This is a genomic window from Variovorax sp. 10L426, from assembly GCF_056395305.1.
Genome location: NZ_JBFTJF010000016.1, coordinates 67,341 through 81,845, shown reverse-complemented (window position 1 = coordinate 81,845; position 14,505 = coordinate 67,341). Strand labels below are relative to the sequence as shown.

15 protein-coding genes are annotated in these 14,505 nt (G+C 63.0%); 6 read left to right on the top strand and 9 right to left on the bottom strand.

What is annotated here, in order from left to right; all coding sequences use genetic code 11:
- Position 1 precedes the first annotated feature (1 nt).
- The 3 genes from AC1DHL_RS22475 to AC1DHL_RS22465 all read right to left on the bottom strand — a co-directional run bounded on the left by AC1DHL_RS22475 (position 2) and on the right by AC1DHL_RS22465 (position 4,144).
- Positions 2-1,864, bottom strand: coding sequence for a CHAT domain-containing protein (locus AC1DHL_RS22475; RefSeq protein WP_478163414.1), 1,863 nt, complete (start codon positions 1,862-1,864; stop codon positions 2-4).
- Between the two features lie 19 nt (positions 1,865-1,883).
- A complete protein-coding gene (locus AC1DHL_RS22470) occupies positions 1,884-3,182 on the bottom strand; it encodes a hypothetical protein (protein ID WP_478163413.1) in 1,299 nt (432 codons plus the stop codon).
- Positions 3,183-3,370: 188 nt separating this feature from the next.
- Positions 3,371-4,144, bottom strand: a complete 774-nt coding sequence (locus tag AC1DHL_RS22465) for an AraC family transcriptional regulator (protein ID WP_478163412.1) — start codon at positions 4,142-4,144, stop codon at positions 3,371-3,373.
- A gap of 117 nt (positions 4,145-4,261) precedes the next feature.
- Between AC1DHL_RS22465 and AC1DHL_RS22460 the strand changes: the two genes are divergently transcribed.
- On the top strand, positions 4,262-4,513 hold the full coding sequence (locus tag AC1DHL_RS22460) for a hypothetical protein (RefSeq protein WP_478163411.1): 252 nt from the start codon (positions 4,262-4,264) through the stop codon (positions 4,511-4,513).
- Between the two features lie 21 nt (positions 4,514-4,534).
- Here the strand turns inward: AC1DHL_RS22460 and AC1DHL_RS22455 are convergent, their stop codons facing one another.
- The 3 genes from AC1DHL_RS22455 to AC1DHL_RS22445 form a co-directional block, all read right to left on the bottom strand.
- Entirely contained in the window at positions 4,535-4,849 is a 315-nt protein-coding gene (locus tag AC1DHL_RS22455; RefSeq protein WP_478163410.1) for a hypothetical protein, read from the bottom strand.
- Complete coding sequence (locus AC1DHL_RS22450) at positions 4,846-6,225, bottom strand: CHASE2 domain-containing protein (protein WP_478163409.1); 1,380 nt, start codon at positions 6,223-6,225, stop codon at positions 4,846-4,848. The genes AC1DHL_RS22455 and AC1DHL_RS22450 overlap by 4 nt, the downstream gene beginning before the upstream one ends.
- 152 nt (positions 6,226-6,377) lie before the next feature.
- Positions 6,378-6,743, bottom strand: coding sequence for a hypothetical protein (locus AC1DHL_RS22445; protein WP_478163408.1), 366 nt, complete (start codon positions 6,741-6,743; stop codon positions 6,378-6,380).
- 60 nt (positions 6,744-6,803) lie between these two features.
- Here AC1DHL_RS22445 and AC1DHL_RS22440 point away from each other — a divergent pair, with 60 nt between their 5' ends.
- From AC1DHL_RS22440 to AC1DHL_RS22430, 3 genes are all read left to right on the top strand, one after another.
- Entirely contained in the window at positions 6,804-7,121 is a 318-nt protein-coding gene (locus AC1DHL_RS22440; RefSeq protein ID WP_478163407.1) for a helix-turn-helix domain-containing protein, read from the top strand.
- Between the two features lie 187 nt (positions 7,122-7,308).
- Positions 7,309-7,722: a hypothetical protein gene (locus tag AC1DHL_RS22435; RefSeq protein ID WP_478163406.1), complete on the top strand. Its 414-nt coding sequence runs from the start codon at positions 7,309-7,311 to the stop codon at positions 7,720-7,722.
- A gap of 76 nt (positions 7,723-7,798) precedes the next feature.
- Positions 7,799-11,578 carry an ATP-dependent DNA helicase gene (locus tag AC1DHL_RS22430; RefSeq protein ID WP_478163405.1) on the top strand — a complete coding sequence of 1,260 codons (3,780 nt, stop codon included), beginning with the start codon at positions 7,799-7,801 and terminating at the stop codon, positions 11,576-11,578.
- On the opposite strand, the gene AC1DHL_RS22425 is transcribed toward AC1DHL_RS22430, so the two are convergent.
- Both AC1DHL_RS22425 and AC1DHL_RS22420 read right to left on the bottom strand, forming a co-directional pair.
- Complete coding sequence (locus AC1DHL_RS22425; protein ID WP_478163404.1) at positions 11,559-11,756, bottom strand: hypothetical protein; 198 nt, start codon at positions 11,754-11,756, stop codon at positions 11,559-11,561. The two genes, AC1DHL_RS22430 and AC1DHL_RS22425, sit on opposite strands and share 20 nt — an antisense overlap.
- Before the next feature lie 187 nt (positions 11,757-11,943).
- Complete coding sequence (locus AC1DHL_RS22420; protein WP_478163446.1) at positions 11,944-12,960, bottom strand: succinylglutamate desuccinylase/aspartoacylase family protein; 1,017 nt, start codon at positions 12,958-12,960, stop codon at positions 11,944-11,946.
- A gap of 93 nt (positions 12,961-13,053) precedes the next feature.
- On the opposite strand from AC1DHL_RS22420, the gene AC1DHL_RS22415 reads away from it, so the two are divergent.
- Positions 13,054-13,314 (top strand): hypothetical protein, encoded by a 261-nt coding sequence (locus AC1DHL_RS22415; RefSeq protein ID WP_478101912.1) that lies wholly within the window; start codon positions 13,054-13,056, stop codon positions 13,312-13,314.
- On the opposite strand, the gene rpe is transcribed toward AC1DHL_RS22415, so the two are convergent.
- The gene (gene rpe, locus AC1DHL_RS22410; RefSeq protein WP_478101910.1) at positions 13,304-13,999 is read right to left on the bottom strand and encodes a ribulose-phosphate 3-epimerase; all 696 of its coding nucleotides are present in this window, start codon (positions 13,997-13,999) and stop codon (positions 13,304-13,306) included. The genes AC1DHL_RS22415 and rpe overlap by 11 nt on opposite strands.
- Before the next feature lie 72 nt (positions 14,000-14,071).
- Here rpe and apaG point away from each other — a divergent pair, with 72 nt between their 5' ends.
- Positions 14,072-14,467, top strand: a complete 396-nt coding sequence (apaG, locus tag AC1DHL_RS22405) for a Co2+/Mg2+ efflux protein ApaG (protein WP_478101908.1) — start codon at positions 14,072-14,074, stop codon at positions 14,465-14,467.
- The last annotated feature ends 38 nt before the right edge of the window (positions 14,468-14,505 follow it).

Below are 14,505 nucleotides of genomic sequence, written 5' to 3'. Positions count from 1 at the left end.
GTCACCTCGATTCGACGGTTGCAAGCGGGTCGGCGTACACGGTGTAGGCCAGCCACGTGAGGGGATCGTCCGCCGAGCGCACGGCCAGCCGGGCGTCCCTGACGGCCTGACCGATCGCCTTGCCGTCCAGGATGAGGCTCTTGTAGAGCGCCTCGGTGAACGCGAGCGCAGCGGCGTCGTACACCGACCAGTACGAGCCCAGGAAGGCACTGGCCGCGAAGCGCGATGACGCCGGCTTGATGAAGCGCCTGGCCCATCCGGCCACGCCCGTCAGGCTCAGCCCGCCCTGGGCGCTCTGGCAGGCGTTCAGGAACACGAACGGCCCGGTTCGCAATGCGTTCTCCGTCGCGCCCGTGAACAGGTCCACCGTCATGGAGTCGCGATCGTCGAGCTCGATGGCCGCCTGGTCGCCATCGCCTTCGTTTCCCGCGTGCGCATGGCCGCAGAAGTGCCACGCATGGTAGATCTCCGATTCCATCGCGGCAGTCAGGTCGCAGAAATTTGCGGGCACCTGCGTCACCTTGCGCGTCGCATCGGCCAACGAGTGAATGAAAAGCTCCTCTGCCTTGGCGTTCGGCAAGCGGGAATCCTGCGGGACCACCAGCGCCCATTCGCCGAAACTGAACCGAGCCGGCGCTGCGACACCATGCAGCCAGCGCGTGACGCAAAACGCCTCGGCGAAGAACGGCCCCTCGACCTTGGAGCCGGTGTCGCTCGTGCTGACAAGGCGGCAGACCTCCCAGGGGATCCATGCCTCGTCGGAGGTGATCTGCATCGAACCGATCCGTTCGCGAACGTCCCAAAGGGTCGCCCTCAATTCGGCCGGGATCACCTTCTCGATCATGTCCACGCCCCAGTTCGAGAGCTTCTTGGCTGAGGCCTTGCGTCGACTCTCCGTGTCCACGGGCAGGTTTTCGATCTTGCGGCAGAACTCCGCGAAGTACGCGCGCGAGCTGCTTGCAAGCGTGATAGGGGGATAGGCCGTGCCGTCGAATTCGCGGCTGGCCGACTGCAGCCGAATCCTGATTTCACTGCCCGCTTCGGTGATGAGCAGCGACAGGTCCGGTTGCACGCGGGGCTCGGCCGGAACGGTCGCGATGACACTTGCCTCTTCGACCTCGCTCGCCACGCCGCCGACTTCGACAATGGTGGTCGTCAAGTCCATCGAAGCCACCGAGTAGCCACCTATCCATGCGTAGACGCGCGCAGATCCGATGCCGGTCGCGCCCGCCTTGAAGCGGAACATCAATGGCGCATCTGCCTGCGGATCGCTGACCACCAGTGATCCCGTGTTGGTTCCTTCGAGCGTGATCCCTTCCAGTGGGAGGACGACGATGTCGATGCGTGTGCCCAGCGTCGCCTTCAACGATACGGCACCCCTATCCACCGACCCAGGCATGGCCAGCGATACCAACAAGGCCAGGCTGGTGCCTACTTCGATCGACTCGGGCCAACGCGCATGCAAGGCGCGCGTTACCACGACCGCATCGGCAGCCTCGCCGCCGCGCGAACTGCGAAGCGCCACTCCAGCAGCTTCGAGAATGCCAACCGGAACCCGGCCCGCAAGGACGACTTGCCGCATGTCCCGCCCAACGCGCGCCGAGGCTTCCGCAACGGTGACACTCGGACTCTCTGAAAAAAGCCGCAGCGCGTCGCTGGTGCTGACCGCCTGCGACTTCTTCAGTCTGTCGCGAGCCTTTGCGCCGTCGAGCACGTAATAGAGCGGATCCATGCCCGGCCCAATCTCGCGGCACACGATGAACCAGCGCGCCGCGGACCGCATGGCGATCTCGAGTGCGCGGACGCGTGGCCAGGCGGCGTCCAGCATTCGGAAGTCACGGTCGATGGCGTCGCGGATGTTCATGGCGACCTTGATTCATGCTTCAGGCAATGCGCCTGTACGCGTCGATGTAGCGTGAATCGATGCGCGAACCGATGTGGGACTCGGCGGCGTCCCTGGCGACGTTCTCGCCGAATTTCTTCATGATCTGCGGCAGCGCGCCGAACAAGCTGCGGATGTGTTGGCGCTCCAGCCCGGCGATCCAAGGCACCGTGGCGTACCAGGCGACGCTTTTCCACAGTTCCTCGAAGTCGTGTTCGGGCATGCCCGCCGCAAACTTCTGCGTCAGTGTCGGCGCATCGGGACGCGGGAAAGGCACCCACGAGGTGGCCGCATAGATACCGCGCGGCAGGTCGCGTCGCTGCCACGCCATGAGGAATTCGCCGACAGAGGCCGCCACCGCGCTGACGGCGCGGTCCACCGCCGGCGACGACACTGCCCCTTCCAGGAACAGCTGGCCGTCGCAGTAGGTGTGCCACGTCTCGCCCCTGCCGTTCTGCACCGGCAGCCCGTCATGCGAATCGCGGCCACCGGCCTCCTCGTGCTCTCCATGCAGCGAGTGCGCGTGGCCGTCCTGATCGTGCAGCAGCTTCGACAGCGCACCAGCCACCTTGTCGCTGTAACCGTGCGCCGCCGCCCAGTCGCAGATCTCGGCGCGCGGCACGCGCACATGCCCGGCCGCAAAACCGTCGGTGAGGAAGTGGTCCGCGAAGGCGTTGGTGTAGAGCGCACGGCGGAAGGTCTCGTTGTCCCGCCCGCCCGTCGACGCCGCGAGCTCCATGGCATGCGCATGGTGCCTGCAGTAGGCGCAGATGTTGTGCCAGCCGAAGTGATCGACATTGCGCAACGCCAGCTCGACATAGGACTTGGCATTCCAGGCCAGCCGGATGTTTTCGTCCGGGTACGGCGCGCGGCCGCCCTGGCGCTCCAGCCGGTCTTCGATCCACTGCAGCTCCTTGGCGAAGATGGCGCGCAGGTCGGAGAGGTCGTTGGCCTCCCAGAGCCAGGGGAGCGGTGACGGCTTCTCGTCGAACAACGCATCCGGCGTCTCGTAGAAGTCGCCCGACAACGCCACCAGTTCGCCGTATTGGAGCCGCTCGCGTCCGTCCCGGCGCGGGATCGACGCGAACACGTCTTCATCGACCCGGATGCCGGACTTGTCTCGCAGCGTCTTGATGGCCAGCGTCGCGCCATGGCTCGCGAGCCATGCATGCTCGCCCGCATTGAAGCGTTTTGCACCTCGGCTGGGCGGCAGGCCTCGCCGGTGCGCCTCGAGAAACACGGTCAAAGGGTCAGCAATGGGAACCGCGGCGCGAGGTTCGGACGAGAGATCGGTGGACAAGACTGCCTCCATTCATCGTCATGGACGGAGATTGACATTGATGCGGGGGTGCCGCAATCCACCATATTGGGGAGAGGCCAAGTGGGACTTGGCCGAATGGCCGAGGGCCAAGGGCCGGCAAGCAGAACGCGGACAACGCACGGCAGGACGCCGGTCTCCTTCGACTGCCGCAGGCTGCAGGCGCGGCCTCAGTGCATCAGGGCTTCATATCGACCGGGCGTCACGCCGAACCTTCGCTTGAACAACGCAATGAACGCGCTCACGTTGTCATAGCCCAGATCGAGCGCAATGGTCGTCACGGCTGTGCCGGCTGCCAGCATTTCCAAGGCACGCAGCAGGCGCACGCGCTGGCGCCATTCGGTGAAGCTGAAGCCTGTCTCTTCCACGAAGCGACGGGTCAGCGTGCGAGGCGCGATGCCCGCCCATTCGGCCCATTCTTCCAACCTGCGCCCATCGTCCGGCCGGGCCGACAGCGCCCTGGCGATCTTCAGCAAGCGCGGGTCTTGCGGCATGGGCAGGCCCAGCGCCACCGGCGGCAATGTGCGGATCTCGTCCAAGATCACTCCCGCGAGCCGTGATTGCGCCGCGTCCAGCGTCGTCGCACCGGCCTTCCACGTGGTTGCCCGCGAGACTGCCTCGCGCAACAAGCCGGAGGCCGCGAGGATGTACGGCTCGGCCGGAAGATCTGCGCAGGCGGGCTTTGCCACGTACACGCTCCATCCCGCGAATGGCCCGTGTGAGCGCAGCCCGTGCGGCGTGTGAGGCGGTATCCAGACGGCATGCGTCGCCGGCACTACCCAGCGGCCATCACGCACATCGACGGTGATCAGGCCATGCGTCGCACCAAGCAACTGGCCGCGCGCGTGGCTGTGGCTGCGCGTCACGCGAGGCTGGCCGGACTCCTGCGCCGCGGCGATCAGCAACGGACCCTTGGATGAGGAAGCGAGGTCGAAAGGGTCCATGGACGGCTTGAAGCGTGATGGGATGGCCTGAAGCAGCTATCTTATGTCCTCCATGCCGTACCGAAGCCAAATTCGCTGCCTACGATAGCCCTATCCATCACCCATAGGAGTACGTGCATGAAGGCCCAAGACATCCTGCCCGACGGGCAGAACCAGGTTGAACGCAATGGCGTCGTCATTCGCAAAGGCACCGTCGGGGCCTTTCTGGTCAATGCGAGGATCTGGTGCGATCCCGCTGCCGACAGCGCTCGACGCGCCGCCGCTGAAAAGGACATCATCGACGGCTTGCCCGCGCTGCGAGAACTTGGCTTGTTCGAGGCCTTGTCGATCCGCGACGCCGCTCTTCGAAAGCTGGTCGATACGCATTGATCACCGAGTTGAAAAGCCGGACTAATCCTGCTTCATCTTGTTCGAATCGCTCTGTTTGGCCCGCGCTTTGGTGCTGCTGGTGGCTGCCTCCGCCCGACGGGCTTCCGCCCTTGCGCTCGCTTTGACTTCGCCGGCCGTGGCGCTGGCCGCTTCGCTTTCTTTTCGAGTTTCGGGCTTGTTGCTCACACCGCCTGCCTCATCGCCTGGCGGTCGTTGATGTTTGGGCGGAGCGGTCTCCGTTTGACCATTGGCGCTGACGGTTGCGACCACAGCCGCCAAGGCAATACAGGCTCGCGCAAGGAGCCCGAAAGCTAAACGAGGTCTGTCGACGTTCATGCTGACCCTCCGTCCTTGGTTTCCGACTTGACATCACTTGTGTCGGGGTGAGCGTGGGCTGATCCAAACAATCCCGTGCGTTCCCCTGCCCACCAAATAAGCTTCATGACGACCAGCGCGCTCACTCCCAATGGTGAAACGTAGTAGCCGGTGCTCCTGATGGTCAAAGCGAGCAACAGCAGAGTGACGCACGCCACGGACACGAAACGAGCAATCGCCACCAGGGCAGTCTTGTGCGAGAGCGCCCAATCTACTGCGAACAGGAACAAGATTCCGAAAACAATATCGACGAGAGCCGGCGCGGGGGGAAAGAATCTCTCGTCCAAAAGTGCTTCAAGTGCGTTCGCCTGCAGATCGACGCCGGAGATGTCTCCGATGACTGTGCTGTGTCGATCGACGCTCGTTCCGACCTCACCAACGAAAACCACCTTTCCACGGAGGCGGTCCAGATTTTGAAGGGAAGGCTTCAGATCAACGCATCGCTTGGACAGACTCCGATCGCTCGACGGCATCGGAAGGCACAGCAGGTCGCCTGATCGCACGAGCACAAGATTCTCGGGCCGTATCAGGCTCATATAGGGTGATTCGCCGCTCGCCTTGAGGTGCTTGAGGACGGAGGAGTCATCCAGAAGCCTGGGTTCGCGGACGAGCGCCGATTGCAGGGCAAGTCCGTTGACCCATTCCTCCGATCCCCCAGGCTGCGCTTTGACGGTCCATCCGAGAGCGAGCCTTTCGGGCGTACGGTCTGTATTGAGGATGCCGACCGTCAGCAGCGGGGACGGCGCAAAGCCCAGCGACGGAATGACATGGGCCGCGGTTCTATCGCCGCTCGGTGTCGGAGGAGCCTCCTCGATACCCATCCCGAGAATGATCGGAACGTGCAATACCGTGGTGACGTGCGATATCGCCTGCTGCAGCCTTTCGGTCGGATCGTTTGACGCCATTCGTTCGCATCCAAGCGGCAGAAAGCGCCGATCGAGCACGATGACATGCGGCGCAAAGCCCGCCAGAGCCGGCAAGAGATCCGCAAAATATTTTCTTTGCACGCATGAATTGTTCGGAAAATATTCTGCGGTCGGGTCCGACCTCGGGTCTATGTGCACCACGGTGCTGAACTTTGGCGAAAGCGCTCGTGGGTACGCCGACACCATCAGTTGATACCAGCTTTGACCAGCGATGACGACGTTGGCGACCCTTTCGCCAAGAATTTGGTGCTCGATTTGCTGCTCGATGCCGTACGCGAGTGTCTGCAGGGCAATGACTGCTGCGACTTGAAGAATCTTGGGCCACGGCTCCCGCGTCGGCTTGTTCAATCCCAAAGGGCCCAACACGACCTTGAGGGCCTGGGCGACCTTCGTGCGAATGTTGAAATTCATCGCATTTGCCCTTTGGGGGGTTTTGAGTTGGAGATCTCAGGCGACGGGCCGAATCCAACTTTACCCTTGGCAATCTCGGCAATGCAATCCATCTGAAGGTCGAACCCTCGGGTCAGGGCTGCGGACATCAGCAGCCTCTCCGAGGATTGATTTCAGATCTCTGAAGTCACATGCATCGATGCAATGCTCGCCTTGGCGCACTGAATGCGGCGCTCGAATTCTGCGTTGACCAATGCCACGAGCGATTCCACTTCGGTGCGGCTGACGTTGCGCTCAGACCTGGGCGATCTCTGTGCGAGAAGAAGCAGGTCGTGCACGCATGCGGTGGCGCGATATGCCTCTCTCAATGCGCTGAGATCGGCTTCGGCCTTGGTGGCCGTCGCGACGACGAGATCGTCGACGGAATTGGGCGCGCCTTCGCTGGCTTGGGGAACGTTTGGAGGGCGCGCAAGCGCGCAAGTAGGGTGGGAGAACGCCAGTGCACACCATCGCGGCCGACGCTCGATTGGATTGTTCATTCTCCCCCCATCTACGTTATTCGTAGAGAGAGTTTATCTCCATTCTTCGAATATCGAAGAATGGTTTCGGGCCCCCAACATGATGCAGCCGTAGTTTTCGGAAAGCGACTTCGCGAGGCCCGCGAACTGGCAGGCCTACCTCAGGACAAGCTTGGTGTTCTGATCGGGTTGGATGAGGCCACCAGCAGCGCCCGAATCAGCCGATACGAGACTGGCGTGCATGAGCCGCCAGTGAAAACAGCTAAGCGACTAGCTGTCGCACTCAAGGTGCCGCTCGCATTCCTGTATTGCGACGATGACGTACTGGCCAAGATCTTGTTGGCGGCACATAAGATGTCCAAAGAGGCTCGGCGGGCGCTCTTGCTTTCGATGCAATAGGCCCCGCACCTCAACGGCCGGTTCGCAAATGCAAGCAGACCTTTGCACCGCGCCGGCCTGTGACTCAGGTCGGCCAAAACCGGAAGTTCGTCGCGGCCCTCTAGTTTTGAGACGCCGGCTCCCTTTTGGCGCGCTCCCGCAGAAGCTACAGTCAGCCTGGCGACTTCAACCCAATGACCCATCAAGCATGCTCACGGACATCCTGATTGCATCGACCGACGACGCACCTCAAATCCTCTCCGCCACACCAGGCAGTTGGCCCCGGTTGCAGTTCAATTCGTTGGACAACATGGCACTGGCTGGACTTTGGGCCGCCCTTGGCGCTACCGCTGAGGCGAGGGATTTTGAAGGCGAGAAGCACTTGCTTGCTCACACGCCGGAGCAATGGGTCTTCGAGTTCCCGCAGGACTTCGTGCGCAGACTGTCCGCGCTGCAGCCGGCAGACATCAAGAATGTGGCTGCGGTGTGGGCCACGCATGATGAACTTGCACGAATGGGCGCGAGCGGACCTGCAATCGAACCGGTCGTGGACGCGGTCAGTGGATTTGCGCGGCAGGCGGTGGGTGAGAGCAAGAGTTTGCTCTTGTTCATGTCGCTGTAGAGAACGACAGCCGTAGTCGGCCACAAGCCGCCGCTCGCCATGGCCAGCCACCTCTATTGAATTGAATTCAACGAACATGCCTGTCATTAACCACATTTCCATCCGGGCGCCCTGGCACGACGACCTGTGGCAAGGAACGGTGTGCAAGCGGCCTCGTGACAACGGCTCTTGCGTGGTGCTGCCAGAAATCGCAGAGGCGAAGCGGGACGAACTCGAGGCCTGCATCGCGGGTCGTCGGTTCGACTCGCTCCAGGAGGACGAGTTGCCGCCCTGCGTGAAGGAACGCGTGACCTTCATGGCGCCCTTCACGCTTCGGCGCAACCTGACCCATCCGTACAAGCACAGCGGCAGCGAGGCACACAGCGACCTCGAGGTGACGGCGCTGCAGCAGCCGCCGTTCACGGCAGCTTGCATTCCCTTCAAGTGGATGCGGCGTGAGTTCGCCGACGAGCTGGCCAAGGGCTGGCGCTTGGACTACGACACCGCACGCGAGCCGACGGAGCCGCAGTGGCTGGTCGAGTCCGGCTGGGTGCAGAACGGTCGCAATCAACGGGCGCTGCTCGATGGCTTCTTCGGCACCATCAAGCCCGAGGCTTCGCTGTGCTTCTTCTACGCCAAGCAGACCCCGTTCTCCGACGACCCGCGACGTGTCATCGTGGGCGTGGGGCGCATCACGACGGTGGGCAAGCCGCTGCAATACCAGCGACAGGGCAAGCCAGCCGACCCGGACACCTCCTACGTGTGGGATGTGGTCGTCGGGCACTCGATTCGCCACGACGACAGCGGTGACGGCTTCCTGATGCCCTATGCGCAGCTGGCCGAAGTGCAGGAGCGAGGCGCCGAGGTCGACTGGAACAAGTGCCTAGCGTTCTCGCCGGCCGACCGGACGATGGAATTCTCGTATGTCTGCGAGCACGTCAGCCAGGACGGCGCCATCTCCGCCTTGCTCGAGTGCCGCATGGCCCTGGAATCCGCACGCAAGGTGTTGCCCGAAACGACGCCGGTCGACAAGCCGTTGCGCTGGATAGATGCCCGCATCTCGGAGCTGTGGAAGCTGCGGGGCCCGTACCCGGGGCTCGGCGCTGCGCTCACGGCCTTCGGGGTTCAGCACGGCAACTTCCTGGCCATGCACCTGGCGGGGCAGTTGAAGGACAATGAAGACCCTTGGCCGTTGGTTGACCAGGCCATGCGCAAGCCGGCTTCACTGCCGCTCAACCTGGCAGCGCTGATAACGGCGGACCTTAGTGAAACCTGGAAGAAGCTCAAGCCCAGCCGGCTGGAGCTCTTGAAGCTGCTCGCGCGGTTTGCGCTGACGAATGCGCAAGCCGAGCGCTATTACGTCGGGGCGGTCCGCACTGCAGCCGGTCTGGACTACGCAGACAGCCAGTTGTTGGAAAACCCGTACCTGCTGTACGAGGGCGACCGATTCGCCGTGCCGACTCGAGACGACGAGCGCTTAGAGCGGGTGACGCTGGAGACCATCGACCGCGGGGCGTTTCCCGCCGAACTGGTCGCGCTTGCGCATCCACTACCGGAGGTGTCGCGCATGTCGGGGCCGGTCGACAAGCGTCGCGTACGCGCGCTCATCATCGAACAGCTCGAGGAAGCCGCCCGCAGCGAGGGGCACACGCTGCTGTCCGAGGAGATGACTATCCTCGGCATTCGCAACGCGAAGCTTGAGCCGCCGTGCGCCATTTCGGAGGACGTGGTTGAGACGGTTGCCGACTTCTTCTCCTATGAGGTGAAGCGGGTCACCATCAAGGGCAGCAAGCCGGCCTTGCAGCTCTTCCGGTACCTGGGCTTCAACTCCCTGTTGTCCAAGCAAATTCACGACCGTGCCCGGCTGGGTGCAAGGTTCCCCTTCAAGGACGACTGGCGGGCGCGGCTGGACAAGCTGCTTCCTCCACTGGATGCATCCGACTCGGATGAGGTGCGGGCTCGAAACGAGAAGGCCTCCGCACTGGCAGAGCTTGCCGCCTCGCGTTTCTCGGTGCTGGTGGGGCCAGCTGGCGCGGGCAAGACGACCGTGCTCAAGGCTTTGTGCCAACATGAGGACATTGCCGCCAAGGGCGTTCTGCTGCTGGCGCCCACGGGCAAGGCGCGGGTGCAGCTATCGCAGAAGTGCGGGCATGACGCGCAGACCTTGGCGCAGTTTTTGGCGAGCTGCGGCGGGCGCTACGACGGCCGGACGGGCGTGTACAAGACCGTGCCGGGCTCAACGTACACGGGGGCCAAGACACTCATTGTGGACGAAGCGTCCATGCTCACGGAAGACATGCTGGGGGCACTGCTCGATGCGGTGAAGGCCAGCGTCGAGCGGCTCATCCTCGTCGGCGACCCGCGACAGTTGCCTCCCATGGGCGCGGGAAAGCCCTTCTTCGATGCTGTGACCCACCTGACGCCGCCCAACGCCGATGCGCTCTTCCCTAGGATTAGCCGGGGTTACGCGGAACTCACCATCCAGCGTCGACACAAGGCGTCCGGAGAGAAGGCCAGTTTCCCCATCGACTTGCAGCTCGCCAACTGGTTCAGCGGTAGACCGCTGGCACCGGGCGAGGATGAAGTCTGGTCCGTCCTGATGGGTCAGGGTGACTCGACGGGTCGAGTTGCTACGCACCGGTGGGACACAACCGAAGAGCTTCGGAACAAGCTGTTCGAGGTGCTCTGCTTCGAACTGGGGCTCAAGAGCATTGACGACCAGCTGACCTTTGCGACCAGCTACGGCGGCGAACTGAAGGGCGACCACATCGCATTCAGCCTGGGTGCCGCGGGACGGGTGGAAGAGTGGCAGGTGCTGACGCCGCTGCGCAACGAGGTCCTCGGGGCCAGGGATATTAATCGTCTGCTGCACAAGACCTTCCGCAAGGATGCGGTGGCGTGGGCAAGCAAACCCATGCGAGGGCGTCCGCACTTGACCCCACCGCGTGGGCCGGAGGAAATCGTCTACGGCGACAAGGTCATCAACGTGCGCAACCACAAGCGCAAGTTCGTGACGCCGGAGGCGGGTGCGCTTCAGTACATTGCGAACGGCGAGATTGGGGTCGTCGAGGGCGAAATCCAAGCGACGGCTTCCTACGGCAACGAGCCTTGGCGAACCAAAGTGGAGTTCTCATCCCAACCCGGGTTCGCCTACAACTTCGCGACCTGGGACTTCGACGACGAGAGGTCGCCTCTGCTCGAGTTGGCGTACGCGGTGACAGTCCACAAGGCGCAAGGAAGTGAGTTCGGCACCACCATCCTGGTGCTGCCCAAGAAGAGCCGGCTCGTCAGCCGCGAGATGCTCTACACCGCGTTGACGCGGCAACAGCGCCGGGTGGTCATCATGCACCAGGGTGACTTGTCTGACCTTCGTTTACTGGCAACGGACGACAACGCAGTCATTCCGCGCCGATTCACGAATCTGTTCGAGAAGCAGAACCCCGAGATGCTGCCGTCGCCGGTCCAGGTGAACGGGAAGTGGATGGACGAAAAGCTCATCCACCGGTCACGCCGAGGGACTCCACTGCGCTCGAAGTCGGAAGTCATCATCGACGACGCACTGGCTACACACGGCGTCGTGGCTGGCTACGAGATTCCGTTCCACAGCATTGATGGCAAAGAACACCGGCTGCCGGATTTCACAATCGACGACCAGGCGATGGGCCGCGTCATCCTGTGGGAGCACTGCGGCATGCTGACGGACGAGGGATACCGGTCGCGCTGGGATAGCAAGCTGCAGTGGTACCGCGCCAACGGCGTGCTTCCTTTGGAGGAAGGCGGCGGTGAACGTGCCACCCTAGTTGTGACCCAGGATGACGAGCGCGGAGGCATCGACGGTCGGAAAATTGATGACCTGATTAGTGAGCTGTTTGGTTGACCCGCTGTGGCGAAGCCCAGGGAGTGAAGTATGCGTCCACGTCATTCGCGTTGAAAAACTTCTCCGTTTCATTGGCGCGCTCTATGCGAACAAAATTTTCGCTGCCGTCTAGCGAACCAAGCAATGAGTCGAGCGGCGCCTCCAAAAAATAAACTTCTGACGAGTTCAGGTCGCGCACGTGCTGCTTCTCTACCCTTCTCGGTGTGAGTCAGCAATCGCAGTCTTTTCTGTACTCCGAGAGACAAAGCCAAGCTCGATGAGTGACCGCTTTGAAGCACGGGCGAACAGCCGGTATGGGCCCATCCTGGCTATCCGCCCTTCGCTCATGAACGACCGAAATCAGTCCTGAAGCGATCCAATCCGAACTAACTACCCGCCCGCCCCAAATCCCGATCACTAGCCACCGCAAAATAAAACCACTCAGTCCCCGGCAACGCCTCAGCATTCGGAAACACGATGAACCCATCCCGATCCGCATGCAGCACGCTCCCATCCTCGCGCACACCAATAGGTTCGCCCTGCGCAACCGCATCAAACGTCGCCCATTCCCGCACGAACTGATCTTCCTCATGCAACCGATCCGTCACGCTCACAAGCCGCAGCAGCGAAGGCGGCTTCGGCGGCCGGGCTTGTGGATCACCCGCAACCATCCCCAGCAACCGCAGCGAAGAAAGGATCGCCGCATACGCCACATCAGGCGCAACCGGATCCTCATGCTGTCCGCATTCCAGCGTGACCCCGTAGCCGCCGCGGCTTCGCATGTATTCATTGGTCCCGCGCCCAAAGGCGACTTCCGCCTCATCCGCCGGCTGCCCGCCCGCGCGCTGGGCCAGGCCGGCTGCGTAGATATCAAGCCAGCCTTCAACGACACGCGGCGTGCCGAGATGCAGCGCAAGCTGCCCTTCCTCGAAGGCGCGCGAAAAAGGTTCGAGCGTTCCGTTGTTGTCCCGCGGGCCGATCATCGCGAAAGCCTCCCCAGCACTCTGGAACGAATGCAGGTCGAGCAGCACATCGTGCCGATCGAGCAGCGGGCACAGCAGGTTCGTGATGCGTGCTTCGTAGTCGGCGGGCTCGACACCCGGCTCGGTCGGCTGAAACAGGCGGTTGAGGTTGCGCTCGCCTTCGCGCCGCATCCGGCGACGTGCGAGCGGATTCGCGACTGGCACCATCGTCAGCTGGCCGCGCAGCAGTTGCAGCTTGCACGCGTCGAAGTCCGCCACCACGCGTTCGATGCCCACGGTGCCGCAGGTCTCGTCGCCATGCACGCCGCCGAGCACGATCAGCTTGGGTCCCGGCGCCGGGGATGCGAAGCCGTGAACGCGCAAGGTGTCGTTGGAGATGAGATCAGTGGGCTCGGTGGGCTCAGTGCTTGGGTATGTCATCTGGTCGGCCATCCTACAACGCGGCGAACGGCGGTCCTACCGTGTTTGCCTCGATGCGATGCGACAAACGACGGGATGACAAAGGAGCGAAGCATGGCCACGCGCAAGCAGGATTCCGTGAAGACCGACGCATCGAAAGATGCGGGCGGCGGCAAGACCAGGATCGAACAGGAGGGCGAAGCCGTGCCCCGCCTGCCGCACGAGCATGACCAGTCTTCGGACAGTCAGGAGACCAAGGACGGCAAGCCTCCGCGCGTGGGCAAGCAGGCCTTCGACGATGTCGAGCGCGGTCTCGTCGACACCGATCGCGGCCCGGTGGCGGACCGCGTCTACAACGACAAGGTCAAGCCTTGAGCGAGGCGTCGAGTTGCTCGCGCATCGCTGTCACCACGCTCTTGTAATCCTTCGCACCGAAGATCGCGCTGCCGGCCACGAAGGTGTCGGCGCCGGCGCTGGCAACGCGCGCGATGTTGTCGACCTTGATGCCGCCGTCGACTTCGAGCCGGATGTCGCGTCCGGTGTCGTCGATGCGCTTGCGCGCAAGCTCGATCTTGCGCAGCGCCGAATCGATGAAGCTCTGGCCGCCGAAGCCGGGGTTCACGCTCATGATCAGGATGAGGTCGATCTCGTCGATGGCCCAGTCGAGCGCTTCGAGCCCCAGGCCGGGGTTGAACACCAGCCCGGCCTTGCACCCTGCGGCCTTGATGGCCTGGATGCTGCGGTGCATGTGCGGCGACGCGTCGGGGTGGAAGCTGATGAAGTCGGCGCCCGCTTGCGCGAAGGCCGCGGCCAGCGCGTCGACCGGCTGGATCATCAGGTGCACGTCGATGGGCACGGGCGTGCCATCGGGCTTCTGCGCGTGCGGCTTGAGCGCCTGGCACACCATCGGCCCGAAGGTCAGGTTCGGCACGTAGTGGTTGTCCATCACGTCGAAATGGATCCAGTCGGCACCGGCGGCGATGACGTCGCTCACTTCGGCGCCCAGGCGTGCGAAATCGGCGGAAAGGATGGAAGGGGCGATGCGGAAGGGGCTGCTCATGGGCTCGGATTGTCGCAGCAGTGCCTTCGGATTGCAGCTTCGGGCCGGGGGCGATGTACTACCATCCACGCGATGTCCAACTTCCCGATGACCGTGCAGGTCGAACCTCGATTCCTGCCCGACCAGTCTTCGCCCGAAGACCGGGTCTATACCTTTGCCTATTCGGTGACGATCACCAACAACGGCAAGGTGGCGGCCCAGGTGATCGCCCGGCACTGGGTCATCCATGACACCGAGGGAAACACGCAAGAAGTCGACGGGCTCGGCGTGATCGGCCAGCAACCCCTCCTGGCGCCTGGGGAATCCTTTCGCTACACCAGCGGCTGCCGCCTCCAGGCACCGAGCGGTACCATGCACGGGAGCTTTTTGATCGTGACAGAACGTGCGGAGCGCTTCGACGTTCCGATTTCCATGTTCGTGCTGGAAGCCGATGCGGGGGGTATTCCCTCCTCGCGAGTGCTGCACTGAGCTCCGCCCCGGAGGGTGGCTGCGCACCTCATCGGGCA

Excerpts from the sequence above, each read along its gene's own strand:
- AC1DHL_RS22475 (WP_478163414.1), bottom strand. The coding sequence starts at position 1,864 with ATGAACATCCGCGACGCCATCGACCGTGACTTCCGAATGCTGGACGCC.
- AC1DHL_RS22440 (WP_478163407.1), top strand. The coding sequence starts at position 6,804 with ATGGTTTCGGGCCCCCAACATGATGCAGCCGTAGTTTTCGGAAAGCGA.
- AC1DHL_RS22450 (WP_478163409.1), bottom strand. The coding sequence starts at position 6,225 with ATGAATTTCAACATTCGCACGAAGGTCGCCCAGGCCCTCAAGGTCGTG.
- apaG (WP_478101908.1), top strand. The coding sequence starts at position 14,072 with ATGTCCAACTTCCCGATGACCGTGCAGGTCGAACCTCGATTCCTGCCC.
- rpe (WP_478101910.1), bottom strand. The coding sequence starts at position 13,999 with ATGAGCAGCCCCTTCCGCATCGCCCCTTCCATCCTTTCCGCCGATTTC.
- AC1DHL_RS22430 (WP_478163405.1), top strand. The coding sequence starts at position 7,799 with ATGCCTGTCATTAACCACATTTCCATCCGGGCGCCCTGGCACGACGAC.
- AC1DHL_RS22455 (WP_478163410.1), bottom strand. The coding sequence starts at position 4,849 with ATGAACGTCGACAGACCTCGTTTAGCTTTCGGGCTCCTTGCGCGAGCC.
- AC1DHL_RS22415 (WP_478101912.1), top strand. The coding sequence starts at position 13,054 with ATGGCCACGCGCAAGCAGGATTCCGTGAAGACCGACGCATCGAAAGAT.
- AC1DHL_RS22435 (WP_478163406.1), top strand. The coding sequence starts at position 7,309 with ATGCTCACGGACATCCTGATTGCATCGACCGACGACGCACCTCAAATC.
- AC1DHL_RS22465 (WP_478163412.1), bottom strand. The coding sequence starts at position 4,144 with ATGGACCCTTTCGACCTCGCTTCCTCATCCAAGGGTCCGTTGCTGATC.
- AC1DHL_RS22420 (WP_478163446.1), bottom strand. The coding sequence starts at position 12,960 with ATGACATACCCAAGCACTGAGCCCACCGAGCCCACTGATCTCATCTCC.
- AC1DHL_RS22460 (WP_478163411.1), top strand. The coding sequence starts at position 4,262 with ATGAAGGCCCAAGACATCCTGCCCGACGGGCAGAACCAGGTTGAACGC.
- AC1DHL_RS22445 (WP_478163408.1), bottom strand. The coding sequence starts at position 6,743 with ATGAACAATCCAATCGAGCGTCGGCCGCGATGGTGTGCACTGGCGTTC.